Origin of the sequence: Microbulbifer sp. MLAF003, assembly GCF_030012965.1 — a bacterium.
GTDB classification, from domain to species: domain Bacteria; phylum Pseudomonadota; class Gammaproteobacteria; order Pseudomonadales; family Cellvibrionaceae; genus Microbulbifer; species Microbulbifer variabilis.
The window spans coordinates 3,278,889-3,301,461 of the sequence record NZ_CP120232.1; the positions used below are offsets into that span (position 1 = coordinate 3,278,889).

General features: G+C 49.1%; 23 protein-coding genes, 7 tRNA genes and 4 pseudogenes. 5 read left to right on the forward strand and 29 right to left on the reverse strand.

The annotated features are described in order from the left end of the window. Nucleotides 1–379: 379 nt before the first annotated feature. Together P3339_RS15610 and P3339_RS15615 are read right to left on the reverse strand one after the other, a co-directional pair. A complete protein-coding gene (locus tag P3339_RS15610; protein WP_020414737.1) occupies nucleotides 380–880 on the reverse strand; it encodes a GmrSD restriction endonuclease domain-containing protein in 501 nt (166 codons plus the stop codon). A 588-nt stretch (nucleotides 881–1,468) separates the two neighbouring features. Beyond that, a complete protein-coding gene (locus P3339_RS15615) occupies nucleotides 1,469–1,612 on the reverse strand; it encodes a DUF4113 domain-containing protein (RefSeq protein ID WP_282953605.1) in 144 nt (47 codons plus the stop codon). A 237-nt stretch (nucleotides 1,613–1,849) separates the two neighbouring features. Here P3339_RS15615 and P3339_RS15620 point away from each other — a divergent pair, with 237 nt between their 5' ends. Beyond that, nucleotides 1,850–2,173 (forward strand): hypothetical protein, encoded by a 324-nt coding sequence (locus tag P3339_RS15620; protein WP_282951099.1) that lies wholly within the window; start codon nucleotides 1,850–1,852, stop codon nucleotides 2,171–2,173. Nucleotides 2,174–2,264: 91 nt separating this feature from the next. On the opposite strand, the pseudogene P3339_RS23560 reads toward P3339_RS15620, so the two are convergent. Both P3339_RS23560 and P3339_RS23565 read right to left on the reverse strand, forming a co-directional pair. Continuing rightward, a pseudogene (locus P3339_RS23560) lies at nucleotides 2,265–2,417 on the reverse strand (DUF4113 domain-containing protein). A gap of 233 nt (nucleotides 2,418–2,650) precedes the next feature. Continuing rightward, nucleotides 2,651–2,788 carry an integrase core domain-containing protein gene (locus tag P3339_RS23565; RefSeq protein ID WP_353056933.1) on the reverse strand — a complete coding sequence of 46 codons (138 nt, stop codon included), beginning with the start codon at nucleotides 2,786–2,788 and terminating at the stop codon, nucleotides 2,651–2,653. A 77-nt stretch (nucleotides 2,789–2,865) separates the two neighbouring features. On the opposite strand from P3339_RS23565, the pseudogene P3339_RS15625 reads away from it, so the two are divergent. Next, nucleotides 2,866–3,778: pseudogene (locus P3339_RS15625) on the forward strand (IS110 family RNA-guided transposase); the annotation flags it as partial. A 28-nt stretch (nucleotides 3,779–3,806) separates the two neighbouring features. Here P3339_RS15625 and P3339_RS15630 read toward each other — a convergent pair. The 6 genes and pseudogenes from P3339_RS15630 to P3339_RS15650 form a co-directional block, all read right to left on the reverse strand. After that, entirely contained in the window at nucleotides 3,807–4,136 is a 330-nt protein-coding gene (locus P3339_RS15630) for a DUF2185 domain-containing protein (RefSeq protein WP_282951100.1), read from the reverse strand. Between the two features lie 614 nt (nucleotides 4,137–4,750). Then, on the reverse strand, nucleotides 4,751–5,116 hold the full coding sequence (locus tag P3339_RS15635; RefSeq protein WP_282951101.1) for a hypothetical protein: 366 nt from the start codon (nucleotides 5,114–5,116) through the stop codon (nucleotides 4,751–4,753). A 367-nt stretch (nucleotides 5,117–5,483) separates the two neighbouring features. Further along, nucleotides 5,484–5,759, reverse strand: a complete 276-nt coding sequence (locus tag P3339_RS15640; RefSeq protein ID WP_502867335.1) for a DUF2793 domain-containing protein — start codon at nucleotides 5,757–5,759, stop codon at nucleotides 5,484–5,486. Between the two features lie 18 nt (nucleotides 5,760–5,777). Next, nucleotides 5,778–5,879: pseudogene (locus P3339_RS23830) on the reverse strand (GTA baseplate fiber-binding domain-containing protein); the annotation flags it as partial. Nucleotides 5,880–6,846: 967 nt separating this feature from the next. Continuing rightward, nucleotides 6,847–6,934: transfer RNA gene (locus tag P3339_RS15645), tRNA-Ser, on the reverse strand. Nucleotides 6,935–7,074: 140 nt separating this feature from the next. After that, nucleotides 7,075–7,641 (reverse strand): nitroreductase family protein, encoded by a 567-nt coding sequence (locus P3339_RS15650; protein ID WP_020414735.1) that lies wholly within the window; start codon nucleotides 7,639–7,641, stop codon nucleotides 7,075–7,077. A 239-nt stretch (nucleotides 7,642–7,880) separates the two neighbouring features. On the opposite strand from P3339_RS15650, the gene P3339_RS15655 reads away from it, so the two are divergent. Continuing rightward, nucleotides 7,881–9,275, forward strand: a complete 1,395-nt coding sequence (locus tag P3339_RS15655; protein WP_020414734.1) for an adenylate/guanylate cyclase domain-containing protein — start codon at nucleotides 7,881–7,883, stop codon at nucleotides 9,273–9,275. Between the two features lie 25 nt (nucleotides 9,276–9,300). Here the strand turns inward: P3339_RS15655 and cyoD are convergent, their stop codons facing one another. The 19 genes and pseudogenes from cyoD to msrB form a co-directional block, all read right to left on the reverse strand. Continuing rightward, nucleotides 9,301–9,621 carry a cytochrome o ubiquinol oxidase subunit IV gene (gene cyoD / locus P3339_RS15660; RefSeq protein WP_020414733.1) on the reverse strand — a complete coding sequence of 107 codons (321 nt, stop codon included), beginning with the start codon at nucleotides 9,619–9,621 and terminating at the stop codon, nucleotides 9,301–9,303. Continuing rightward, on the reverse strand, nucleotides 9,614–10,246 hold the full coding sequence (locus P3339_RS15665) for a cytochrome c oxidase subunit 3 (protein WP_020414732.1): 633 nt from the start codon (nucleotides 10,244–10,246) through the stop codon (nucleotides 9,614–9,616). Before P3339_RS15665 ends, cyoD begins: the two co-directional genes overlap by 8 nt. A gap of 8 nt (nucleotides 10,247–10,254) precedes the next feature. Then, complete coding sequence (locus tag P3339_RS15670; RefSeq protein WP_282951103.1) at nucleotides 10,255–12,324, reverse strand: cbb3-type cytochrome c oxidase subunit I; 2,070 nt, start codon at nucleotides 12,322–12,324, stop codon at nucleotides 10,255–10,257. Beyond that, on the reverse strand, nucleotides 12,321–12,620 hold the full coding sequence (locus P3339_RS15675) for a hypothetical protein (RefSeq protein WP_282951104.1): 300 nt from the start codon (nucleotides 12,618–12,620) through the stop codon (nucleotides 12,321–12,323). Before P3339_RS15675 ends, P3339_RS15670 begins: the two co-directional genes overlap by 4 nt. Next, a complete protein-coding gene (locus P3339_RS15680) occupies nucleotides 12,614–13,351 on the reverse strand; it encodes a cytochrome ubiquinol oxidase subunit II family protein (protein ID WP_282951105.1) in 738 nt (245 codons plus the stop codon). The genes P3339_RS15675 and P3339_RS15680 overlap by 7 nt, the downstream gene beginning before the upstream one ends. A gap of 238 nt (nucleotides 13,352–13,589) precedes the next feature. Next, on the reverse strand, nucleotides 13,590–14,006 hold the full coding sequence (locus P3339_RS15685) for a hypothetical protein (RefSeq protein WP_157533671.1): 417 nt from the start codon (nucleotides 14,004–14,006) through the stop codon (nucleotides 13,590–13,592). A gap of 140 nt (nucleotides 14,007–14,146) precedes the next feature. After that, nucleotides 14,147–14,992, reverse strand: coding sequence for a DcaP family trimeric outer membrane transporter (locus tag P3339_RS15690; RefSeq protein WP_282951106.1), 846 nt, complete (start codon nucleotides 14,990–14,992; stop codon nucleotides 14,147–14,149). Between the two features lie 7 nt (nucleotides 14,993–14,999). Then, the gene (locus P3339_RS15695; protein ID WP_282951107.1) at nucleotides 15,000–15,566 is read right to left on the reverse strand and encodes a hypothetical protein; all 567 of its coding nucleotides are present in this window, start codon (nucleotides 15,564–15,566) and stop codon (nucleotides 15,000–15,002) included. Between the two features lie 238 nt (nucleotides 15,567–15,804). After that, nucleotides 15,805–16,635, reverse strand: coding sequence for an NADPH-dependent 7-cyano-7-deazaguanine reductase QueF (queF, locus tag P3339_RS15700; protein ID WP_282951108.1), 831 nt, complete (start codon nucleotides 16,633–16,635; stop codon nucleotides 15,805–15,807). An 8-nt stretch (nucleotides 16,636–16,643) separates the two neighbouring features. Next, nucleotides 16,644–17,417, reverse strand: a complete 774-nt coding sequence (locus tag P3339_RS15705) for an ABC transporter permease (protein WP_020414725.1) — start codon at nucleotides 17,415–17,417, stop codon at nucleotides 16,644–16,646. Continuing rightward, nucleotides 17,414–18,349 (reverse strand): ABC transporter ATP-binding protein, encoded by a 936-nt coding sequence (locus P3339_RS15710; RefSeq protein WP_282951109.1) that lies wholly within the window; start codon nucleotides 18,347–18,349, stop codon nucleotides 17,414–17,416. The genes P3339_RS15705 and P3339_RS15710 overlap by 4 nt, the downstream gene beginning before the upstream one ends. 211 nt (nucleotides 18,350–18,560) lie before the next feature. Continuing rightward, a tRNA-Gly gene (locus tag P3339_RS15715) sits at nucleotides 18,561–18,636 on the reverse strand. A gap of 39 nt (nucleotides 18,637–18,675) precedes the next feature. Further along, nucleotides 18,676–18,751 (reverse strand) — tRNA-Glu (locus tag P3339_RS15720). 120 nt (nucleotides 18,752–18,871) lie between these two features. Beyond that, nucleotides 18,872–18,947 (reverse strand) — tRNA-Gly (locus P3339_RS15725). 34 nt (nucleotides 18,948–18,981) lie between these two features. Further along, nucleotides 18,982–19,057 (reverse strand) — tRNA-Glu (locus P3339_RS15730). 121 nt (nucleotides 19,058–19,178) lie between these two features. Continuing rightward, nucleotides 19,179–19,254: transfer RNA gene (locus P3339_RS15735), tRNA-Gly, on the reverse strand. Nucleotide 19,255: 1 nt separating this feature from the next. Beyond that, nucleotides 19,256–19,331 (reverse strand) — tRNA-Glu (locus tag P3339_RS15740). A 134-nt stretch (nucleotides 19,332–19,465) separates the two neighbouring features. Beyond that, on the reverse strand, nucleotides 19,466–20,272 hold the full coding sequence (locus P3339_RS15745; RefSeq protein WP_282951110.1) for a DUF1499 domain-containing protein: 807 nt from the start codon (nucleotides 20,270–20,272) through the stop codon (nucleotides 19,466–19,468). Then, a pseudogene (msrB, locus tag P3339_RS15750) lies at nucleotides 20,269–20,681 on the reverse strand (peptide-methionine (R)-S-oxide reductase MsrB). Before msrB ends, P3339_RS15745 begins: the two are co-directional and overlap by 4 nt. Before the next feature lie 128 nt (nucleotides 20,682–20,809). Here msrB and P3339_RS15755 point away from each other — a divergent pair. Both P3339_RS15755 and P3339_RS15760 read left to right on the forward strand, forming a co-directional pair. Further along, nucleotides 20,810–22,024 carry a pyridoxal phosphate-dependent aminotransferase gene (locus tag P3339_RS15755; protein ID WP_282951111.1) on the forward strand — a complete coding sequence of 405 codons (1,215 nt, stop codon included), beginning with the start codon at nucleotides 20,810–20,812 and terminating at the stop codon, nucleotides 22,022–22,024. After that, nucleotides 22,024–22,425, forward strand: coding sequence for a hypothetical protein (locus tag P3339_RS15760; RefSeq protein ID WP_020414720.1), 402 nt, complete (start codon nucleotides 22,024–22,026; stop codon nucleotides 22,423–22,425). Before P3339_RS15755 ends, P3339_RS15760 begins: the two co-directional genes overlap by 1 nt. Nucleotides 22,426–22,573 lie beyond the last annotated feature (148 nt).

The following is a 22,573-nucleotide window of genomic DNA, read 5'->3' on the forward strand; positions in this document are numbered from 1 at the left end:
ATTATGCAACCTATAGACACGTTCTCGACAACACCCCAACTTACCACAAGGTCAAGTAGTCGCAGAACTTATCACCCAAGGCAACGAAGCGCAGTAGTATTGCGGTACAAGTAGATAGTTATGCCAAGATATTTAGAATCACGGTCCCAAGATCTTAAACAACTATGACCAGTGCGCTTTTAATTAATCAATCTGGCTGCGAGGCACAGAATACCTAGACATATTAATCAGACGAGAGAATATAAAACAAAAAAATTCAAAAAGAGAGATTGCCTATAAAAGGGTAAGCAATAATTTAGAATAAGCAGAACTCAATCAAAAATTGCCCCTTCAAAAGTCAATATAAATTGCCAAGTGAAGGGACATCTCACTATTTACTTCACTGATCGAGCCCATACTTCCTGGCGATAGCCATGAACTGCCGCCTATATACGCTTCGGGCTGGCTGATATGGAGGTAACCACTCAGTCGGCCCCTTACCACCCTTACGTTGATTGTGGCCATCATCCACCAGCCAAAGATTAGCTGGATCTTCGGCAAATGCCCTACGCTGCTCTCGACTCCAAGTGGAGCCACCATGTTTATGGGCCCAGGAAAGCGGTACTATATGCTCTACATCCAAGTCCGATGCCTTTTCAAAAAACTGCCCTGTATATGGGTCTATCCATAAACCGGACACCACTGTACAACCTTTTTCATTGCTAAAAACTACCGGAGCCAATGAAAGCCTTATCAAAAGCTCTTGGCGAGTATTCTGGCAATCTCCATCCACATCAGCCCAACCAGGCAACCACTCACTACGATTGTAAGACTGAGGCGCAACCTCATAACATCCGCTTACTGAGAGCAAGGAAATCAATAACAAAGACTTAAGTCGCATAAAACTAAACTGCGGCAAATTACTACTAGGTAAGTATTTTGGTTGCCCCCTGGAGTTGAGTCAATAAAGCATTCAATTATCCAAGATGGAAATGCCAATAGTATTACACCGCACAAAGCGAGGGGAGCTTACTGCTTATGGGTTCCGATCAATTTCCCGCGACAGGAGAGAAGAAGGCATTTCGCAATAAGGAACAAATACTGGATAGTACTTGAGAATTTTATAGAAGCCGCCGGTCGGAGCGGCGCCCTCTTTGAAAACGATAATTACTTATGGTCGACTAGGCAACTTAAGTAACCTCAGCCTGGTAGTAAGAGGGTTTCATAAAGGCACTCATATACTGCAGCAGTATTGACTAAAACAGCCCTCTAACTCTTGTAATTGCTAGCTTTCCGGGGAATCTCTGTCTAAGAAAACTACCCTTTATTACTCATTTTTGCTCTATATAGATCAATAATTTAGGAGCAAATCTTAGACATTTTTTGGGGCGCCAATCCCTGCTGTATATTTATACAAATGCACTCATTTTAACCTACTGAGGGCTTTGCAAAGTATGAAATCTATCGGAATCTAAGTAGTACAATCAGATTAAGTTGTCACTTTAGGCAAATCACCCCATTTAGTGGTGTAGGCAGGCGACGTATAAGTCTGCCGCATCTTCCATTTCTTCTGGATACCTTCAGCCCCGAGAAACAGAGTCCCCCGGCCAAACTTGTGGTTGATACTATCAATAGTCTCACTTGGCTTTGCAGATTGATCTGGCGTGACTAGATCATCCCGACCTAGCCTTTCTCAACAGCTTCACAGTTACCTACAGGTCACCAATTGAGAATGGAGTTCTGCTCATTCAAACTCTAATTGAAATAATGCAGTTCATACGGCAAAGTGCGCTGCCAGATTGCCTTGAAGTGGATAGTGATTACTATTACGCAAGCATAAGATTTGGACACTTAATTAATTAGGAAACCTATGAAAAAGCCTACGCTGCTAACCTCACTGCTTATAATGCTGGCATCAATCCCAGCACATTCCGCACAAACAGTTGGAACCATCAGCTACTACTATTCAACCGCTAATGGAGCCGTTGCACTTAAATTGAAAGAAGGGTTTAGCGACGAAGCAAAAGCTGAATGCCCAACAAATAATGGCTACGCAGGCATAAGTAGTGACGATGACCCAATTTTGAAATCTACACTGCTATCCGCCGCTATAGCGGAGAAAGAAGTAAGGCTGAATGTTGAAGGTTGTCAAAGCTCCTGGATAAAAATCAACGCAGTCTACGTAAACATCTAGTTAAAAAACCTTAGCAGCAATGGCAGCCCTCCCCAAATAACTGCCACTGCTCTTGGCATAAAACTCCTAAAGCGCTGCTTCCGGTAACAACTCAAGCCATCACCTGAAGCAAATCCCACCACCAAGTGGTATAGGCAGGCGATGTATAAGCCTGCCGCATCTTTCATTTCTTCTGGATGCCTTCAGCCCCCAGGAAAGGAGTGCCCCGACCAAACTTGCAGTTGATGCTATCACTGGCTTGCATAGTCTCCCTGGCCCTTGCCGATTGACCTGGCGTGAACAGATCACCCTACCCTAGCGCGCTCGGGATAATCTCAACGAGCCTCACTCCTGCCTTCATATAGCGGCATCCTGACCGGTAGAAGCCTCCCCCTTAAAGTAGACGCCATCTTATGCGACCATTCTTTCATATTCATCAGGGCTTTTTAACCTAAATGAACCATGTCTTCTCATAAGCTTATAGTATCTATCATTATACTAAGATAAATTACTTCTCAGGTCCTCAACCGAATCAAAAATAAACCCTTTAAAACTCTCAGTTTTTAATGTCTGAAAAAATGATTCTACATGCACATTATCATCCATAGATCCTGGACGGCTCATGCTCGGTTCAATACCTAGTTACCTGAGTCGTTTTTGGTATGTATAAGTACCGTACTCAGCCCCCAGTCACTGTGAAATCTTAAATCTGACTCTATATTTCTGTGAGACCTACTGGCCAATTATTTAGTGTTATCAATGATAAAAATGGTATTAAGGATGCCATTAAACAACTACAACCTCTTAAACCTGAAAGAGTACTAATAAAGCCTACAGGAAGACTTGAATTAGAGTTTGTTTGTGCAGCAGACAAAGTGGGATTGCCTATTGTTATTTGCAACCCTTCTCAGATAAGAAGCTTCGCCAAACCCGCAGGGCACCTCGCCAAAACGGACAAACTAGACGCGATGGATATCGCACACGTTGGTGAGGCCATGAAGCCAAGGCTGCCGGTACTGAAGCCAGAAAAACTAAGGGAAATCAGTGACTTGCTAACTGTAAGAAGTCAGTGTTTAGAGATGAGCACGATGCAAAAGAACCGGCTTCAGCGGATGCCTAAATCAGTACACTAACCTATTCAGACTATTCTAAATATCATTAAGAAAGAACTAGAAAGAATCGACAAACAGAGAAAGAATCGACAAACAGCTGGATAAGCTCGTTAACAGTGTTTCTGAGTGGCGGCAAAGACGCGACCTATTGTTGAGCGCCAAAGGAGTTGGGAATGTATTGGCCTATACACTGATAAGCGAACTTCCTGAACTAGGAAAATTGAACCGTAAAGAAATCGCCGCACTCGTAGGAATCGCCCCAATGAATCGTGATAGCGGCAGCATCCAGGGCAAGCGATATATTCGAGGTGGGAGGCATCGCGTACGTACCGTTCTGTTTGTTTCCATCATGTCGGCTATTCAACATCATCCCAAATTAAAGCCGATGTATAAGCGATTAGTCGACGCAGGTAAACTTAAAAAAGTAGCCCTCATTGCCTGTATGAGAAAGCAACTTACCATCCTGTATACCATGGTGAAAAACAACACCTACTGGGATGAAAATATGGCTTAAAAGCTTGACGAGCAATCATTGTCACTTGTTACGTGTTTGACTGAATAATTTGAAGTTTACCATCAGCTGTACGCTCACACTCAGTGCCAACTGGACACTCTATAAATGGGATAATCTTAGGGTCATAGTTAGCAACAGTATTAGTATCGTATATCGCTATATTATCCGCATCATCCATATATTCTTGGCTTTCTGTGCCGGACATAAAAACCCATCCATTCATTGGATCAGATGGTTCTTCACGATACATATAACCTACTTTCATTCCCTTTTTCATCACAAGATTTGTAGCGTAACAAGCTCCATAGCCAACAGCTATCGGCTTGAGATCTTTCTTGTTGATCTTAAATTCTTCCATTTCTATTTACACATAACGCCGCCGGCAGGGGCAGCTTATCTTGTGCGCTTTTTGCGCAAAAATTGGAGCGCAGCGACCCGGGCAAAACGTGCACAAAGTAAGCTGTCCCACGGAGGGCCGCAGGCCCGGAGTTAATTGCCCGGCCTTGTCATGCGTGCCGCACCCAACCGACACTCAGTACATAGCGGGTACCTGAAACGACCCTTGATACTGAGTGCTCTGAGAGATCAGGACGGAAGTACTTTACTCTCGAATTTTCAAAAATTGGCGAACTGCATAGAAACTCACCACCGGATTTTGCCCTTTTTATAACTACATTCAATCGGTAGTGGCTACCCGAACTAACTTTATCCGTATGTGGCGGAATTTCGGTACCTTCTTTGAATCGCAACAGATAAAAATCAAAAGGCATTGGCCATTTCGAACCGAGCAAGAAAAGCTTTTCATAACCGGTATTTTGCCTACCTTTCTCCCATCTCCACATCTTCAACTTTTAGGCTCTCAACTCTTCAATTACTCAGACGCATAACGCCCCGCACAGGGGCAGGCAAATAAGCGTAGCGTTTTGACTGTCCCAGCGACCAACGGGAGCGATTGCTGCGGATTGTTAGGTATCACTGCTTTAAAGGATTTGGACCTGCTGCAATACACTGCCTTGACCCTTTTATCATGTATTGCTGATTCAAAAAGATACAGTGCTCGCCATCCATCGCCACACTATGCCTGCCATCTTTCTCACGATAAAGCACCATAACTGAAACGATATAGCCACCATCTGTTGCATAAGCATGAAACTCATAATCAATAGGTTGGTTTGTGCTGGCTACGTTCTTTACATAATATTCCTGAGCGACATGGAAGGCCAGGATTACTTTATCTGACGGTGTATAGTCTTTATGTGGATACCATTTAGGGCGTCCAAATTCAGTGGCCATTGCTAATGATGAAAATAAAACTATAAAAAGTGCGATTACTCTCATTGGATGCCTAACAGTGCATTCAAAAGCAGTTGCAATATATCACCCACCACTATAACCACAGACTTCTTTCGGCGACGATTTAAAAAAACTGTAGGAACGTTAGATTACTGATAATTGGCACCAGTGTGCATAAGTGGATATACTGCAGACGCAGTATATCCCAGTATTTTCTCTACTTTGCACCTTTTTGGAAACCCCTTAAAAGAAAAAAGGTTAGTACCTTTTTTTCCTGTGGATAGATGGAGAGGCTTTTGATCCCTGATAGTCAAAGCAAGCTAAGTGACTTGATTATCCCAATAAACCCCATCCAAAGCCCCCAACATCTGCGTAACCACCCCAGCCAAATCTGTTGATATATCCCCACTAATCACCGGCAGCCGCTACTGCCTTTCACATACAATAGGCCGTCCACTTTATTCAGGACTACTTTTGCGAGGAAAAATTGCCAGTTGCCTGGGTCTGCAACATAGCGCGCGGGCTGGCCATCTTTACCGACCCAAGCACCGATCCCTGTAGCGACTATATAGCGGTCACCATCACTGACAGAACCCGACGGATCATTCGGTATTGCCAGCACTTTCATCTGTAGCAATGCGTCGATAGTATCCAAGGCTTGGTTTAGGCTGGCGGCTGGGTCCAGCACGCCCTCAGTGGATCCGAGGCGCCCGCGCAGGAAATAGCCCAATTCCCACACGCCGAGGCTGATCTCGCCGGCTTCGTCAAAGCTGACAATTTCATTACCGATAAGCGCCCTATTCTGGCGTTTAACAACTCGGCCAGGGTGCGGTTTTCCAGGGTGCCGCCGCTGTCATATAGCGGCGCTTTTATACCGTTGCGGTTATCGGAGATTTCCGGCTTATGCTTGCCCAGCGTGGTTATCAGCTCGCCTAAGACAGCCCAAGACAGCCCACAAACGGTGGTGCTGGACTCGATATTACTCTGCCTACCGTCAAGAGAAAGTATGTGGCGGACGGTATTGGATTGAATTATCGACAGGTCGCGTTGGCCGTGCAACTTAACTAAATCGACTCTGACGAAGCCGCTTTAGTTAAGCCAATCTTGTCCGGGCAGTTGCACTAGAACAGCTAACAAATACGGGGTAATTCCATACTAAAGAAGATAAAAACAAGAAGTAGGAAATAATTATGAACATGACGCCTTTACTCACCAGGTAATAATCTTCTAAAAAGCAAACCAAGTCAGTAAAAATACATGATGCAGATACGAGCGAGATAAACACTGAAAAGATAAAAGGCGCCGCTGTGACTCAAAGCAAAGGCAGCAAGTTAAATTTGCAACTGCAATCCATTCAATTGAGCGAACCAAACCCGCGCAACTTTGTCAGTAGAGGAAATGCCAACAGACAAGAAGAGCCACAATAAGGGGGCAACCCATAGAAGCGTTTAAACCGCATGAACATACCAAGTTGTATTTACGCTCACCTTAGATCGAACGATTCACCGGCTATAAGCACAGTAGCATTACCGGGTAGCCAATGAAAAGATATCTCTCCATAGCAGCACTCAATAGGTCCTGGCGCTATCGGTTGGGGCAGCCAGAAAATAAAAGCTTGAATAGAGAATTAACTAGATAGTGCCGCTTTAAATAGTTGAGGCCCATCTGACAAACGAATATCTATACAGTCAGCATAATAATTGCCGAAAAGATAACGGAGAGTTAAGCAGTAAACAGAAATAAAAAAGCCCGGCATAAACCGGGCTTTTAGTAGATGGCGGTGAGGGAGGGATTCGAACCCTCGATGCCTTTCGACATACACACTTTCCAGGCGTGCTCCTTCGACCACTCGGACACCTCACCAAATTGTCACCCTCTGGGAGGGCAATCCGCCTTTCAGCGGGGATCTCTCTTTAGCGAAATCTTCAAGAAAATCAGGAAGATAGCTGCTGTGTCGTCGAGAGAGCGCGCACTTTACCCAAATGTTTCCTGATGTGCAAGTACTATTGTGCATTCCATTGGGAAAAATATGTATCCACCTGTAAATCCGGTGCCTGGCGGGGAGCTTTATCCGGGGTCCCACAGTAAATAAAACCATCTATACGCTCATTTTCCGCAAGGCCGAGCCCCTCAGCAACCACCGGGTTTCTGGCCAGGGGGCCAGTACGCCAGTAGGCGCCAACACCCTCTGCGAAGGCAGCGGTGAGCATAGCCTGTACGGCGCCGGCAGTAGACATATGCTGCTCCATGTGAGGTACCTTGGGATGCTCCTGTAGACGGGTGATAGCCACAATGATCAAAGGCGCTCGCAGCGGCATAGCCAATGTACGCTGGCGCTGGGCTTCCACTAGTGGAGCGCCTTCAGCTTGTTCAGCCGCCTGCAGGAATAGCTCCCCCAATCGATTACGCTCCTGGCCCTCTATTAGCAGGAAGCGCCAGGGGCGCAAACAGGCGTGGTCCGCCGCGCGAAGGGCGGCGCGAAAGATGTTCTGGCGCTGCTGTTCATTGGGAGCTGGCTCAATAAGCTTTCCCGTTGAGACTCTGTTATGCAAGGCGGTCAGGGCATCCATCGTTTTCTCCAGTTGAAGTCTGAGCGCGGAGTGTACCCTAACCAGCCTACGTAGCGCATACGTGCGCCCCGTATTAAAACCCAGTATAAATATCGGTTTTTTAGCAATCTGGCTTTTGGAGGAGTACACTTCGCCCAGTAAATCGATGCACTGCGAGTAAAAGCCAGGGATATTGAAACCGGTTACGGGCCGCTCGCTATATGTATAATTCCGCTAAACGGACAAAAAGATAACCACAGATGCAGGACAAGCTTGAGGGGAACACAGAGCGGGGCATTAGCCCCCATTACTCTACCTATTTCCGCACCTTAATTTGTTTTGCGGCTACGGGCACCCTGGCAAATACTGTCGATTGGTCTTCTCCATGGCAACTGGACAAGCTGATTACAATTGGCATAGCAGTATTACTACTCGCTTACTGCGGCTTTGCCCAATTCCTGCTTTATAAGTCCCGCGATAAAAAAGCCTATAAAACCCGGCGCTGTCTATCCTTTATCGATACCATATTTGTTGGTATCACTATCGCATTAGCCAATTTCAGCATGTTGCCATCATTGCTGTTTGTCACTGTGGTGCAGCTCAATGCCCTGACTCAGGGCGGTGGCAGAAAGTGGTTTGAACACAACACAGGCCTTCTCGTCGGTGTTGTAGTTGGCTACCTGATACACAGACCGGCACTGTTGATTAATGCCGACCTCACTATTAGCACCGTGAGTTTAATAGGCATCCTCGCCTATCTATGTGCCTATGCATTTTTTACCCACCGACAAATCAGCCAGCTCAAGGAGGCCAATCATGCCCTCACCACCGAGCAACGTGTAAGTAAGGTACGCTCCTATAAACTCTCCAAATATCTGCCGCAGCGCCTATGGCGTTCTATTACTACTGGTGATGAAGAGGCCCTGACTACACAGCGTAAGCTGTTGACAGTTTTCTTTTCAGACATCAAGGATTTCAGCCAGCTTACCGAGGAGCTGGAGGCTGAAACCTTTACTCTATTGCTCAATAACTACCTTTCAGAAATGGCACGTATCGCCGGCCAATACGGCGGCACCATCGATAAATTTATCGGTGATGCGGTTATGGTGGTATTTGGGGATGATGAAAGCAAGGGCCCCAAATCTGATGCTCTGCGCTGTGTCGCTATGGCCTTGGCCATGCGCAAGCGGGTTCGTGAGATGAAGCAGGAGTGGTACAACAAGGGGATCTCCCGCCCCTTGCAAGTGCGAATGGGAATTAATACAGGTTACTGTACTGTTGGAATCTTTGGCACAGCCAACTACCAGTCCTATACCGTAATGGGCACCCATGTGAACTTGGCTTCACGCCTTGAGGGTGCGGCCCAGCCAGGGGAAATCCTGATCAGCCATGAGACCTGGGCAATGATCAAGCACACGGTTATGTGCCGTGATAAAGGCCATATCACTGTTAAAGGCATCAGCACCCCGGTTAAGGTTTACCAGGTGACAGACCTGCGTAAAAACCTCGGTGGTCAACAAAGCTACCTGGAAGAACACGCCCCGGGTTTCTCTATGCACCTGGATCTGGATAAGATACGTAATTATGACAAGGGCAAGGTGCTGCAATCCCTGGAGAAAGCCACCTCAAGCCTCAAAAGCAAGGTCATTATCTAGCTCGCCCGGTTTCTGCCAATTAGCTTTACATAGTGGTATGCATACGCACAGCCAGGTTCCCCATAATCCATGCAGTACCTACCACAATGATCAGCAGAATCAGGGTTGAAAAAAGAACCAAGGCCAGGTTGTCCCGTCCTTCTTTTTGTGTTGTAACATTCAAGAAGCACTTAAGTTGCACTGCCAGTTGCGCTACCCCAAGCAAACCAACCAAAATAAGTACGCTTTTATTTTCCCGCCCCACTGCCAAAACTGCCCAGAATGCCGCAATGGTAAGCACTACCGACAGAACATAACCGGTTAGGTAGGTACGTAAATGGGCCGCGTAACCGGATTTATTAGCCATATACCCATCCGCCAAAATAAACAACCGAGAAAATCCCGATCCAGATCAAGTCCAGAAAGTGCCAGAAAAGGGCCAGGCGCAAGAAGCGCAACTTGATAATATCCAGCATACCCACTTTGCATATCTGCACAATCAACACCAGCATCCATAAACAGCCGAAGCTGACATGTAAGCCGTGTAAGGGCACCAGGCCAAAGAAAGCTGATAAATAGCCACTGCGCTGGGGCACACCACCCTGTGCCGCCATTTGCGAAAAATCGTAGAGCTCCAATGTCAGAAAGCCCAACCCCAAAATCAGGGTTACCACCACCCAGAACAGAAAGCTCGCCTGGCTGCGTTGGTGCTTCATGGTGACAGTTGCAATGCCCACGGTAAGGCTACTGGTAAGCAGCAACATGGTTTGCGCGAATAAACTGCCAAAATCGAATAATTCCCTTGGTCCAGGACCACCTGCGGTAGCCCCAATCATGGTGATATAGATGGCGAAGACCACCCCAAAGAAAATGAGGTCACTCATCATAAAAACCCAGAACCCAAAGATCACCATATCCGGGTCTTTGTGAATCGCCCCAGGCACCTGGCCTGGGTTTACACTGGGGTTACTGGTCGAAGGGGTTCCGTTCATTTGTCAGCCTAGTGCTCCAACTTGGCGTACCCAACATTGGCAGGGGTATTTTCCAAATCCCTGCCAACCGCCCTGCTCTTCTTCACCTGCTCCAGCCACTTTTCCGTGTCTTCCTGCACCTGGCTTGCTGGGATTACCCGTTCACTGTCCCAACGGAAAGTGGAGGCTATTACTGCAACAATAATGGCCACAGCGGATATCAGCGCCAGCCACCAGATATACCAAACCAGCGCAAACATGAGGATGCCGCTCAACACACAGAGGAGAAAACCCAGCGGATTATTTTTTGGCACTTCGATATCACGGTAGACTTTTGGCGCCAGATAAGCGCGCCCCTGTTCCTTGGCCTCGGTAAACTCGTCCCGGTCAGTGACCCTCGGCAGTTCGGCAAAGTTGTAAGAAGGCGCTGGAGCAGGAATTGACCACTCAAGAGACCGGCCATCCCACGGGTCCCCCACTGGAACACGGTTTTTATCCCTGTCTCTCAGGCTGACCACCAATTGCACCACCAAGCTGATTAATGCGCACAAAACCACCATGGCTCCAACAAATGCAACCAGCATGTAGGGTTTGAAAGTTAGGTCCATATAACTGAAGGAACGCCTTGGCATTCCCAACAGGCCAGCACCATATAGTGGGAAAAACGTCAGCATAAAACCGAGAACCCAAAGGAATGCCGACCAGCGCCCAAGCTTGTCATTGAGACGAAAACCAAAAGCCTTGGGGAACCAATAGTTGTATCCGGCGAGCAACCCAAACAGCACGCCCGGAATTAAAACATTGTGGAAGTGCGCCACCAGGAACAAGGTATTGTGTACCTGGAAATCCACGGTGGGATTAGCCAGGATCACACCGGATAGACCACCAATTACAAATAAAATCAAAAACCCGATGGAGTAAATCATCGGCGTGGTAAAACGGATTCGTCCCCGGTACATAGTCGCCATCCAATCGTAGACCTTCACTCCGGTAGGAACTGCAATCAACATGGTGGCAATACCAAACACAATATTAATTGTGGGGCTCTGACCCATGGTAAAGAAGTGATGCAGCCATACAGTAAAGCTCAACACACCAATACTCATAGTGGCGATCACCAGAGACTTGTAGCCATACAAGCGCTTTGCAGAAAAGGTAGAGAAAACTTCGGAAAATATGCCGTAGGCCGGTAGCACTAACAAATAAACTTCCGGGTGCCCGAACAGCCAAAACAGATTGGCATAGTTCATCATATTTCCACCGAGATCATTGGTGAAAAAGTGGAAATCCAGGTATCTATCGAAACCCAGCATCAACGCGGCCACACTTAAGGGTGGCATGGCAAATATCATCAAAATAGAGGAGCAAAGTACCGTCCAGCAAAACATCGGCATACGGAAGAATTTCATTCCAGCAGCGCGACATTTGATGATTGTAACGGTGAAATTAATACCCGTGAGGGTGGTACCGGCACCCGAGAACACAATGGCCCATATCCAATAATCGGGCCCGACACCTGGATTAAAATCCCCTCCGGTATAAGGTGGATAAGCAGACCAACCGCCAGTGGAAAATTCCCCTACCACCAGGGAAACCATTAATAAAATTCCAGATGCAACCGTAACTGCCAGGCTGATTTGATTGAGAACAGGGAAAGCAACATCCCGTGCACCAATCTGTAATGGCATCGCATAGTTAACCAACCCAACCACAAAAGGTACGGCAACAAAAAATATCATGATGGTGCCGTGGGTACTGAATAGCTGGGCAAAGTGATCGGCGTAGAGAAAACCATCTGGCGCGGCAGCCTGCTGCGCCCGCATTACCATTCCTTCCAGCAGCCCCCTGGTCATCATTACCAGTGCAAACACTATGTACATGATGCCAATTCTTTTGTGATCAGTACTGGTAAGCCATTCGGACCAGAGGGTGCCCCATACCCGGAACCAGGTCAGCAAGCCGAGAATTGCGACAGTGGCAATAATCACGATACTGCCGGCTGTACTGGCGACAAATTCGCTCACCGAGGGATCGGTGATTAATTTACTGAAAACAAGGGAGTCCCAGTTTAGTTTGCCCAACCAACCGTATTCATTCATGGTTGCGCGCCCTCCACTTCCTTATCCCGTCCAAATTTCTCGGTGCCGGGCTGCTCCTCAATACTGAGGGGTTTACCGGAGTGGTAGCGCATCACTATATCCTGGAAGAGACTGGCATCTGGGAGAGTGAAATAAATGGCTTGGGCAGGCATTTGCGCCGTGGCCAGTTCTTTGTGCGCCTCCTCACGGGTGGTACGTGTCGCCAGGCGATTGTAAGTATCCTCATTCAACGGGATACCTGAGGCGCGAACTTGTGCTACCCAAGCCTGAAAATCCTCATCATTCTTAATTAACACATCAAATTTTTGGTCAGTAAAACCTTTCCCGGTAAATTGGGTGTTTTCCCCTGGGTTTTCCCAAGCTTGGTGGCAATAAAATTCAACTTGGTCGTCATTCCTGGCATGACATAAATTTGTCCCGCCAACGCTGCAATGAGAAAAGACTGCATCACCGTATCACTGGTGAGAGTCATAGATACCGGTGTGTGTACCGGGACAACTAACTCCCCCACCGTGGCAATTTCCAGCTGGGGATAAATAAACAGCCACTTCCAATCGAGCCCCACCACTTCCACCTTAACAGGCGGTACCACGCCTTGAATTTCCTCGTAAGGATCCAGGCTAATCGTGGCACGCCAAAGCATGACCGAGAGCACCAGAATAACCAGGAAAGGCACGCCCCACATCACGACTTCCAGCGGGCCATAGACCTCCCATTTGGGCGTATAAATACCGGTACCTTTTTTGCGTCGGTATTTAAATAAAATAATTGGCACCAAAATAAAAACGGGCAACACAGCCACCATAGTGAGGGCTGTAGCCCAGAAGAAATGGGTTTTCTGCTCATGTGCCACTGGACCCAATGGCATCAGGAAGCTTTCGGATGCAAAGGTGGGATTGGCATTCAGTAAAAACAAAATAATTACGGGCAGAGCCAATACTGGCCGGGGAAAAAAGTGAGAAAACCACCTAAAAAACTGTATAAAGTTCTGAGAAAACCCCATTGGCGTGTCAACTTTCCAATCCATTGTAAAGCCTACCGACGAAAGGACTCGCTGGCACCCATTTCAGGCTACCGGTTACACTAAAACAGTCGCGACACCCTACGATTTAAAGCCAAGTACTCCCTGTACTCACCGGGCACTATTATGCGACTTGTCTCACCAGAATAGCTGATTAAAATATTCTTTAACCTCGTGTACTCTCCTGCTGGGCTAAGTTTCTGGCGGACGATTACATTTAATCGGCGATTGAAGAGTTATCACCCTAGAAAACACCATCCTTCATCATTTCCTGAAGAACCGTCTCCACATACTCCAGAGCATCCCCCTCCCGTGGCCGACGAATTTCTCCGTCAATGTAATTCACCAGAAAGGTTTCAGTTTTCAATGACCAATACAGCTCCTCACTCGGGCCCTCATAGAGCCGGGTTTCCACTATGGCAACCTGGGAGTTAGAGATATTCCGGTTCAAATGTTTGAACTCACTTAGCTGTGTTACTAACAGCGTATCGAATTGATAAGCTGCCAGCACTTCGGCGACCTCTTCCATGGATGGGACCTCGTGCCCCGTTGCAAAATCACTCCAGGAGTAGGCCTGTATCTCGTAGCGGCTCAATTCATCAATCCAAACATCTTCAACATGAATTCCAACGATTGGACGAGGTACCGTTGTGTAGGTCAATACCAAAGTTTTCCCCAGAGGGCGTGCACTTATATATGGAGAATGCCAGCTATGAATAACTATGGTTCTCGCAGAATGGCAGCTGTACACACACAGGAAGGCCAGAAGTAAAACTCCTCTAATAACCACTGGCCATCCCCTTAAAACGAAATTCGGCTAGTGAATTGGGTACGCCAAACCGAACCGTAGGCGCCATCCTTATCCTCCCGAGTACCGTAGAGAGCCTCCACACCAAATAACCATTGCGGTGTCGGAGTCCATGTCAGGTTAATACTGCTGTATTGAGTTTCCCGGAATGCAAAGCCAGGCTGAAAGTCGAAATTATCCTGCTGTACCAATCCGTAGGTAGCGACGGTATACAGGCATGGGCTCCACCAATGTTGGTAGCCGATGTACCAGGCAAGTGTTGGAATCGCCTCCAGCCGGTTTTCATAAAAATCATAAGAGGCATCTGCAGGAAAATCGTTCAGGAGCCCCCCATATCCCGCCCCAAAGCTTAAGGAGTATGTAATGAAATCCGGAGCTAAGCGCCCAGGCATATCTATAACACCGCTCAAATTCACTCCCCACCCGGTATCTGAAACAGCGGATTGTGGTTCCCCACTGCCACGTAAATCCCGCACTATAAAACTGCCTTGAAAATTAAAACGGTCCGTCTGGGAGATAACAGCGACTACCGCATCAGGCCAACGAGAAACTTCTACAGCGCCCTCAAACACGCGCTCATCGGGCGCCTCCAAAGCAACTTCCAGAGTAAGTGTTGGGTGATATTTGCGATGCCAACGCACAATAGGATGCCGCAGGGACAGCATTGAATTTGGCCCCTCATAATCCAGGGTGTTTGGCCAGGCATTAAGATTAGTGAATGTGGACCAGTCCTGGCCGATCAGTAAATCACCACCAAGTAGGATATCGCTGACCTGACCATAAGCCTTACGCAACTGTAAAATTGGCTCGGCAATAGTGGTATCCCTGAGGAAATCCATTGTCGTTTCAGTCTTGATCTGCCTCCCCCCAGGGCATCTTGGTCTCGAGTTCTAACCTCGAAACCTGCACACTGACATTGGTCTGCCCATCCTCCCCTTCGGCTGCGGTTCTGTCACTGGTGACAATAGCGCTGGTAGTAAATTCAGCCGGACTCACAATTGCACCAGTGTCGTAGTTGGCATCCAGCTCCGCGAAGCCGCCTATCTTGATCCGCAGCTCAGTCCCAGTTACCTGAATTGAGCCTGGCCAGTCTGTTGGTGCTTCGGCGATCGCCGCTTCCAATTCAGAGGGTGAAATTTCGGGAGGATGGTTTTTTATGCGAGGAGGGGGTGAAGGGTCTTGGGGGATTGCGCGCCGCAGCTCCTCCACCTGCTGGCGCAGGGCATCAAGAGCCGCTTTTTGCCGCTGGATTTGTGCCTCCTGCTCTTCCAGCTGGCGCTGCTGATCCTCGATAACACGCAGTAACTGATCCGCCTCAACATATACCTGCGCAATCGAAGACTGGGCAAAAAGAGCCTGTATGGCAAACACAATCACAGCAGGAAGCGCAGGGGATTGTGTATTGATTTCCATATCTAAGGCTTGACTCCATCTCCCTCGGGCCCGGCCTGCTCAAATTAAAAGTGCTATTTCAGCAGCTGATGCATATTTCCCACAGTTTTATTCAAGAAAGCGTAGTTCAAGACTCTGAAATACTGGTATCGATCCTGTACCAGCCTTTACAAAGCTGGCCAATTGATGGAAATAAAAAGGAGAAAAGCGCCTTTAGCTGGCCCAGCTAGTGCCAGGCCTATAAGAGCTAGAGAAATTACTATTGGCGGGCGAAACGCGGTGGCAGCGGTTTCTCAATACGAGTGGAACGCAATGGGTTAATATCCAGGCCACCACGACGTGTATAGCGGGCACATACCGTCAGCTCAGAAAATTCCGCCAACTGCTGCAGATCGCAGAATATCCGCTCTACGCAGTGCTCATGGAAATCCTGGTGCTCACGGAAAGAAACAATGTAGGCCAGCAGCGCCTCTCTTTTCAGCGCCGGCCCCTTGTACTCCACCATAACCGTGGCCCAGTCCGGCTGGCCAGTAACCGGGCAGTTACTACGCAACAGGTGGCTGTAGAGGGTTTCACTGACATCTTCCCCACTTCCTTCCAAAGCGAGTAGCGATTGGGCCGGCTGGTATTGCTCCACGGCAATATCCAGGTCATCCAGGCAAAAGCCCTGCGGTCTTTCTACCGCCAGGGCAGCATCTTCCACATCCAGGAGATTCACCTCAACCGCAGCTCCAACAGCTTCGCCCAGGTCCTTTGCCAAGGTATCTTGAACCAATCGCCAAGACTCAAATTTACTCTGATTAAAGGAGTTGAGGTACAGCTTGAACGACTTGGACTCAACCATACAGGGGCTTTCCGCAGGGAAGCTAAATCGCGCTACTGCAACGTGCGGCTTACCCTTCGGGTTCAGCCAGGAGAGCTCAAAGCCCCACCATTCATCCTCACCAAAAAATGGCAGGGCCCCCGCGGACAGGCCCAGCTGCGCGCGGGAGATGGAACGCTGAATTGGGTGCAGCAACTGCGGGTTATAAGTGGATTCGTAAGTGGTTTCCCGACCCAGCGGGAGGTTCTGCCAATCTTCTCTGCTCATAATCAACCTCAATGCCTCAATCGCTTGCCGTGACTCATCAGGTAGAGCCCCCAACTGGCGAGAAGTGCAATAAATACCAAAACCCCAATAAAAGCCCAAGCCACGTTGATATCTGAAACTCCCAGTATCCCATAGCGGAAAGAATTCACCATATAGAGAATCGGGTTGAGCTTTGACAGCCCTTGCCAAAAGGGCGAAAGCAATTCGATAGAGTAGAAAACACCCCCCAAGTATGTGAGCGGGGTCAATACAAAGGTGGGGATAATAGAAATAGCATCAAAGCTATTGGCGTAGATAGCATTAATAAACCCGGCCAAAGAGAAAAGTACTGCGGTCAGGAAAACGATAGCTATGGTAACGCCAACATGCTCAACACTGAGCGATGTAAAAAACATCGCCACCAGGGTGACAATCAAGCCGACAATCAAGCCCCTCGCCACGCCGCCAAGTACATATCCAGCCATTACCGCCCAATTGGGAGTGGGTGATACCAAAAGCTCCTCAATACTGCGCTGAAATTTGGCACTATAAAAAGAGGACACAACATTGGCATAAGAATTGGTAATTACCGACATCATTATCAGACCCGGCACCACAAATTCCATATAGGGATAACCCCCCATATCTCCGATTCGGCTCCCAATGAGAGAACCAAAAATCACAAAATACAATGACATGGTGATTACTGGCGGCACCAGTGTCTGCGGCCATATACGCATAAAGCGACGCACTTCCCGCCGGAAAATTGTGCTGAAGGAGATCCAGGTTAATCTGCTGCTCACTCGTCCACACCCTCCATTTTTTCCTCGGACAACATGGAAATAAACAGCTCCTCGAGGCGGTTGGCACGATTACGCATACTGGTCACAGTAACGCCTTGGGCTTTAAGCTCAATGAAAACCTCTGTCAGCGACTGCCCCTTCTCGACAGTGATTTCCAGGGAGTGGCTATCCAACAGATGACATTCAAACCCTGAAAGCCCCGGCGCCTTTTCCAGATATTCACTGCAGTCGAGAATAAATGTCTCACGATTGAGGGTCTTCAATAAGGACTTGATTGAGGTGTTCTCAACAATCGTACCTTTGTCGATGATCGCAATGTTGCGACACAGGCTTTCTGCCTCCTCCAGATAGTGGGTAGTGAGGATAATAGTGGTGCCCTGCGCATTAATCTGCTCCAGGAAAGCCCACATGGAACGGCGCAGCTCGATATCCACCCCTGCGGTGGGCTCATCGAGAATCAATAATTTGGGTTCATGGATCAGGGCCCGCGCGATCATCAGGCGGCGCTTCATACCGCCGGACAGCATACGAGCCTGGGTAGCCCGCTTATCCCAAAGTCCGAGTTGCTTGAGGTACTTTTCAGTGCGCTCTTCCGCCAACTTGCGCGACATCCCATAAAAGCCGCCCTGGGTGGCCACGATATCGAATACTTTCTCGAACTGGCTGAAATTAAATTCCTGCGGTACCACGCCCAATAGACGCTTGGCGGCTGGAAAATCACTATCGATATCAACCCCAAAAATAGAGATGCTCCCGGCGCTCTTGCGCACCAGGGAACAAATAATGCCTATGGTGGTGGACTTCCCCGCACCGTTGGGGCCCAGCAAGGCAAAGAAATCCCCTGGCTGCACCTCAAAGCTGATGCCCTTCAGGGCCTGGAAGCCACCTTCATAGGTCTTTTGCAGATTCTGGATAGATAGCGCGGCGGTCATCTCTCACTCCCGTTACTGGAGGCGCCATTCAACGCGCTTGCCCAAAGGAATTCAACCGGTGGAATACTGGGATTTGACAGTGTGGCCCAGCCTGGCAATTGCCGAAAGTCCAGGCGCGCGCTTACAGTCCCAAAAGCTCTGGCACAAGCGATAAATTAAGAAGCAATATATCGGAAAATTAAAAAGCCGCTCGATTGAGCGGCTTTTTATTTGGAGCGGGAAACCGGGTTCGAACCGGCGACCTCAACCTTGGCAAGGTTGCGCTCTACCAACTGAGCTATTCCCGCGCTTTGGGTTGGCCCGGCAGCAGTGCTGCCGGGCCTTATTGGCATCCCCAAGGGGAGTCGAACCCCTGTTACCGCCGTGAAAGGGCGGTGTCCTAGGCCTCTAGACGATGGGGACAGAAACTTGCACTACAACCTGTCGGTCCCGTGCTGCCATGCTGTCCATGGCATTGCCACTGGTATTCCAATGACTTCACTCTCCAGATATGACCTGAACATCACCCTGTAAAGCAAAACTTGGAGCGGGAAACCGGGTTCGAACCGGCGACCTCAACCTTGGCAAGGTTGCGCTCTACCAACTGAGCTATTCCCGCAATTTGACCCGGCAGCATTGCTGCCAGGTCGTATTGGCATCCCCAAGGGGAGTCGAACCCCTGTTACCGCCGTGAAAGGGCGGTGTCCTAGGCCTCTAGACGATGGGGACAGAAACTTGCACTGCAGCCTTTCGGCCCTGTGCTGCCATGCTGTCCATGGCAGTGGCCACGGATTTCTCTGTGGCGATACTTCCCGAGCGGACTAGAGATCTACTCGTGAAGCGTGAAACTTGGAGCGGGAAACCGGGTTCGAACCGGCGACCTCAACCTTGGCAAGGTTGCGCTCTACCAACTGAGCTATTCCCGCGTGGCATCCCCAAGGGGAGTCGAACCCCTGTTACCGCCGTGAAAGGGCGGTGTCCTAGGCCTCTAGACGATGGGGACCCAGAATCACCTCTGTCGTCATCGCTGCGTTTTAAAGTGTAGCTCTGCGTCAGAAGTGGGGCGCATTCTATGTACCGTTCAGGGTGCTGTCAACACCCGAGTTAAAATTTTTTCTTTTATTGTCAGGCACTTACCTAACCCGGTGGATTCGAGGGAACAGATTTCCGGCCCTGGGAGACGGCACTGTTCGCCGCACTGACTGCATGCAGGCGCAACTCCTCCAGAAATTCTCGGATACGCTTTCCATTGGCACCAAGGTCACTCACCCCAACCCGTGAGCTGGACCGGACATCCACTCGTGAGCTACCGTCACTTTCCGCCCTGACTCGCACAACAATATCATCCGTGAATCCCAGCAACAGAGTTCTATCCACGGCTTCGAGGTGGCCATTACTGGGCTCGTAGGAAACAATTTCCCAGCCGAGCTCCTTAGCCACCTCAGCGGCCAGTTCAGTAGTGCGCTCGACCGGCAGGTGCACATGCAAGGGGTAGATATCGCCATAAACATCGGCCTCCCGCTGCAACCTTGCCACCTCTTCCCCTCCGTATTCCGCACTGTTCTCCCCCGGCTTACGCAGGCCCGGCACCACACGATACTGGGGTGGGTTACGGGTATCAGTGGTGATATCGTGAATTCTCGGCACAGTAAAGTTGTCCTTGCCCACCGTGATCAGCGGAATTGCCACCGGCAGTAGGCCGAGCAATACTGCCCACAACGCATTACTACGGGTCACGGCGCTGTTACTACGTGCCCCCCAGACAAAGATCAACAAGCTGACCAAGGCGATCGCCAGGGCCGCAGCACCGGCGTAGGTGAACACCTTGAAAGCCATACTGAAATGCAGCAGCCCAAATCTCAGCGCGAGCCCGGCCAGAACAATCGCACTGAGCAGCACCCATTGGGCCCACAACAGCCAGCGACTCCAGTGTTTTTCAATCACTCTTCTTCCCCTTCCTCGCCGCTGCTTTTATCCAGTTTTACCGATAAGGAATTAATACAGTAACGCAACCCGGTTTCTGTAGGGCCATCATCAAATATATGCCCGAGATGACTGTCACACTTGCTGCAAAGCACCTCCACTCGCTGCATACCGAAACTGTTATCAGGGAGCTCTCGCACTATCCCCTCGGCAAACTCTGCATCAAAGCTGGGCCAGCCGCAGTGACTCTCAAATTTCGCTCCGGAATCAAACAGAACTTCGCCACAACACTTGCAACGATAAACGCCTTCGTCAAAAACATCCCAATATTCGCCGGTATATGGTGGCTCTGTCCCCCCTTGCGACATACCTCAAACTCCTCATCTGTCAGCTTATCGCGCCAGTAGTTATCGTCTTTTGGTTTTGACATACTCTCTTGTTCCATTTTTACCAGTTCCCGCAGGAGCGGCAATCGCCGCCAGTGAACTTCCCGGCTTTCGCGCAGCTCGCACGCGGCCCAGGACCGCTCCTGCCAAGCTACAGGGCTGCCGAACCACCATGAAGGACATCCATAAATCTGAAAAACTGCACGGCGTCTGCTATGAGATCCGCGGCCCTGTCATGGAGCAGGCCTACCGGATGGAAGAAGAAGGCCACCGAATCCTGAAGTTGAATATCGGCAACCCCGCCCCTTTCGGTTTCGACGCTCCTGATGAGATTATCCAGGATGTTATCCATAATCTCTCCCAAGCCCAGGGCTATGTCGAATCAAAGGGCCTTTTCGCTGCGCGTAAAGCCATTATGCAGGAGTGCCAGACCCTGGGTATCCAGGGCGTTGATATTGACGACATTTACCTGGGCAACGGTGTTTCAGAACTAATTTCCATGGCTACCCAGGCACTGCTCAATAACGGTGATGAGCTGTTACTGCCCATGCCCAATTATCCTCTTTGGATGGCGGCCACCAACCTCACCGGTGCCACACCAGTACTCTACCGCTGCGATGAGGAATCAGGTTGGTTGCCGGATATCGAGGATATTAAATCAAAGATTACCTCTCGTACCCGCGGCATTGTCGTAATTAATCCCAACAACCCTACTGGCGCCATTTACCCAAGGGAGCTACTGGAGGATATCGTTGAAGTGGCACGCAGCCACAACCTGGTCGTTTTCGCCGATGAAATTTACAGCAAAATTCTTTACGACGATGCCGAGTTCACCCCAATGGCCAAATTGGCTCCAGACGTGCTCTGCCTGAGTTTCAACGGTCTTTCCAAGTCTTATCGCTTAGCCGGTTTTCGATCCGGCTGGATGATAGTGAGCGGCGCGAAACATCGCGCTAAAGGGTTTATTGAAGGCATGGATATACTTGCCTCCATGCGACTATGTGGCAATGTACCGGCAATGTTTGCTGTACAAACAGCCCTTGGTGGCTACCAGAGTATCAACGATCTCGTGCTACCCGGTGGACGCTTGCGCCAGCAGAGGGACTTGGGCCATCAGATGCTAAATGACATTCCGGGAGTAAGTTGCGTTAAACCCAGCGGCGCCATCTATTTATTTCCCAAGTTGAACCTCGATCACCACAAGATCGAAAATGATGAGCAGCTGGTGCTGGAGTTCTTACGCCAGGAGAAAATTCTGCTGATACAGGGCAGCGCTTTCCACTGGGATGCACCGGATCATTTACGCATCGTATTCCTGCCAAGGGCAGATGACCTATCCCACGCGATGACCCGCCTGGGCTACTTTCTGGAGCGATATTCCCGCTGATGTTGGACGATTTACATATTCACGATTTCTACCGGGATGCCGGCAGGATTCTGCTGGCACTGTTCGGCCAGTTTCCCCTACCCACAACAATTTATGTTGAGGACATCGCCGGGCCCGATAGCCCTGATGAATTCGGGTTACATTCGCCACGTCATTTGGCCTGCCTGGGAGCAATCAGCTGGCTAAAGCAAAGTGGCTATATTACTTTTTCCCAGCTGGTTCGCCAGGAAGCGGCAGAAGAAACTGTACTGACCCACCGCGGGTTTCTATTGCTGATTAATGCAGATGCAGAGTCAGGACAGAGCAACGCGCAGCTTCTCAATAGCGCAGTACGCGATGCATCATCTACAAAATTACAGACCCTAATGGAACGCCTGATGCGGGAATTTGCTGCTATTTAACAACCTGCCCAAAAGGATCTATTGCTCTTCAACTAGGGTTTATGACACCTTTCCATAAACCCTTTTCGGCCGGTCATGCACTCACATACACAACTTACGACTGGAGAATTTCTGTTCCGCTCGGCAAGCGGCCAAAAAATTTCAACAG

Bases quoted from the DNA above. Each gene is read 5' to 3' on its own strand.
- P3339_RS15610 (WP_020414737.1), bottom strand. From the start codon at position 880: ATGCGACTTAAGTCTTTGTTATTGATTTCCTTGCTCTCAGTAAGCGGA.
- P3339_RS15620 (WP_282951099.1), top strand. From the start codon at position 1,850: ATGAAAAAGCCTACGCTGCTAACCTCACTGCTTATAATGCTGGCATCA.
- P3339_RS15630 (WP_282951100.1), bottom strand. From the start codon at position 4,136: ATGGAAGAATTTAAGATCAACAAGAAAGATCTCAAGCCGATAGCTGTT.
- P3339_RS15635 (WP_282951101.1), bottom strand. From the start codon at position 5,116: ATGAGAGTAATCGCACTTTTTATAGTTTTATTTTCATCATTAGCAATG.
- P3339_RS15650 (WP_020414735.1), bottom strand. From the start codon at position 7,641: ATGGATGCCCTGACCGCCTTGCATAACAGAGTCTCAACGGGAAAGCTT.
- P3339_RS15655 (WP_020414734.1), top strand. From the start codon at position 7,881: ATGCAGGACAAGCTTGAGGGGAACACAGAGCGGGGCATTAGCCCCCAT.
- cyoD (WP_020414733.1), bottom strand. From the start codon at position 9,621: ATGGCTAATAAATCCGGTTACGCGGCCCATTTACGTACCTACCTAACC.
- P3339_RS15665 (WP_020414732.1), bottom strand. From the start codon at position 10,246: ATGAACGGAACCCCTTCGACCAGTAACCCCAGTGTAAACCCAGGCCAG.
- P3339_RS15670 (WP_282951103.1), bottom strand. From the start codon at position 12,324: ATGAATGAATACGGTTGGTTGGGCAAACTAAACTGGGACTCCCTTGTT.
- P3339_RS15680 (WP_282951105.1), bottom strand. From the start codon at position 13,351: ATGGATTGGAAAGTTGACACGCCAATGGGGTTTTCTCAGAACTTTATA.
- P3339_RS15690 (WP_282951106.1), bottom strand. From the start codon at position 14,992: ATGGATTTCCTCAGGGATACCACTATTGCCGAGCCAATTTTACAGTTG.
- P3339_RS15695 (WP_282951107.1), bottom strand. From the start codon at position 15,566: ATGGAAATCAATACACAATCCCCTGCGCTTCCTGCTGTGATTGTGTTT.
- queF (WP_282951108.1), bottom strand. From the start codon at position 16,635: ATGAGCAGAGAAGATTGGCAGAACCTCCCGCTGGGTCGGGAAACCACT.
- P3339_RS15710 (WP_282951109.1), bottom strand. From the start codon at position 18,349: ATGACCGCCGCGCTATCTATCCAGAATCTGCAAAAGACCTATGAAGGT.
- P3339_RS15755 (WP_282951111.1), top strand. From the start codon at position 20,810: ATGAAGGACATCCATAAATCTGAAAAACTGCACGGCGTCTGCTATGAG.
- P3339_RS15760 (WP_020414720.1), top strand. From the start codon at position 22,024: ATGTTGGACGATTTACATATTCACGATTTCTACCGGGATGCCGGCAGG.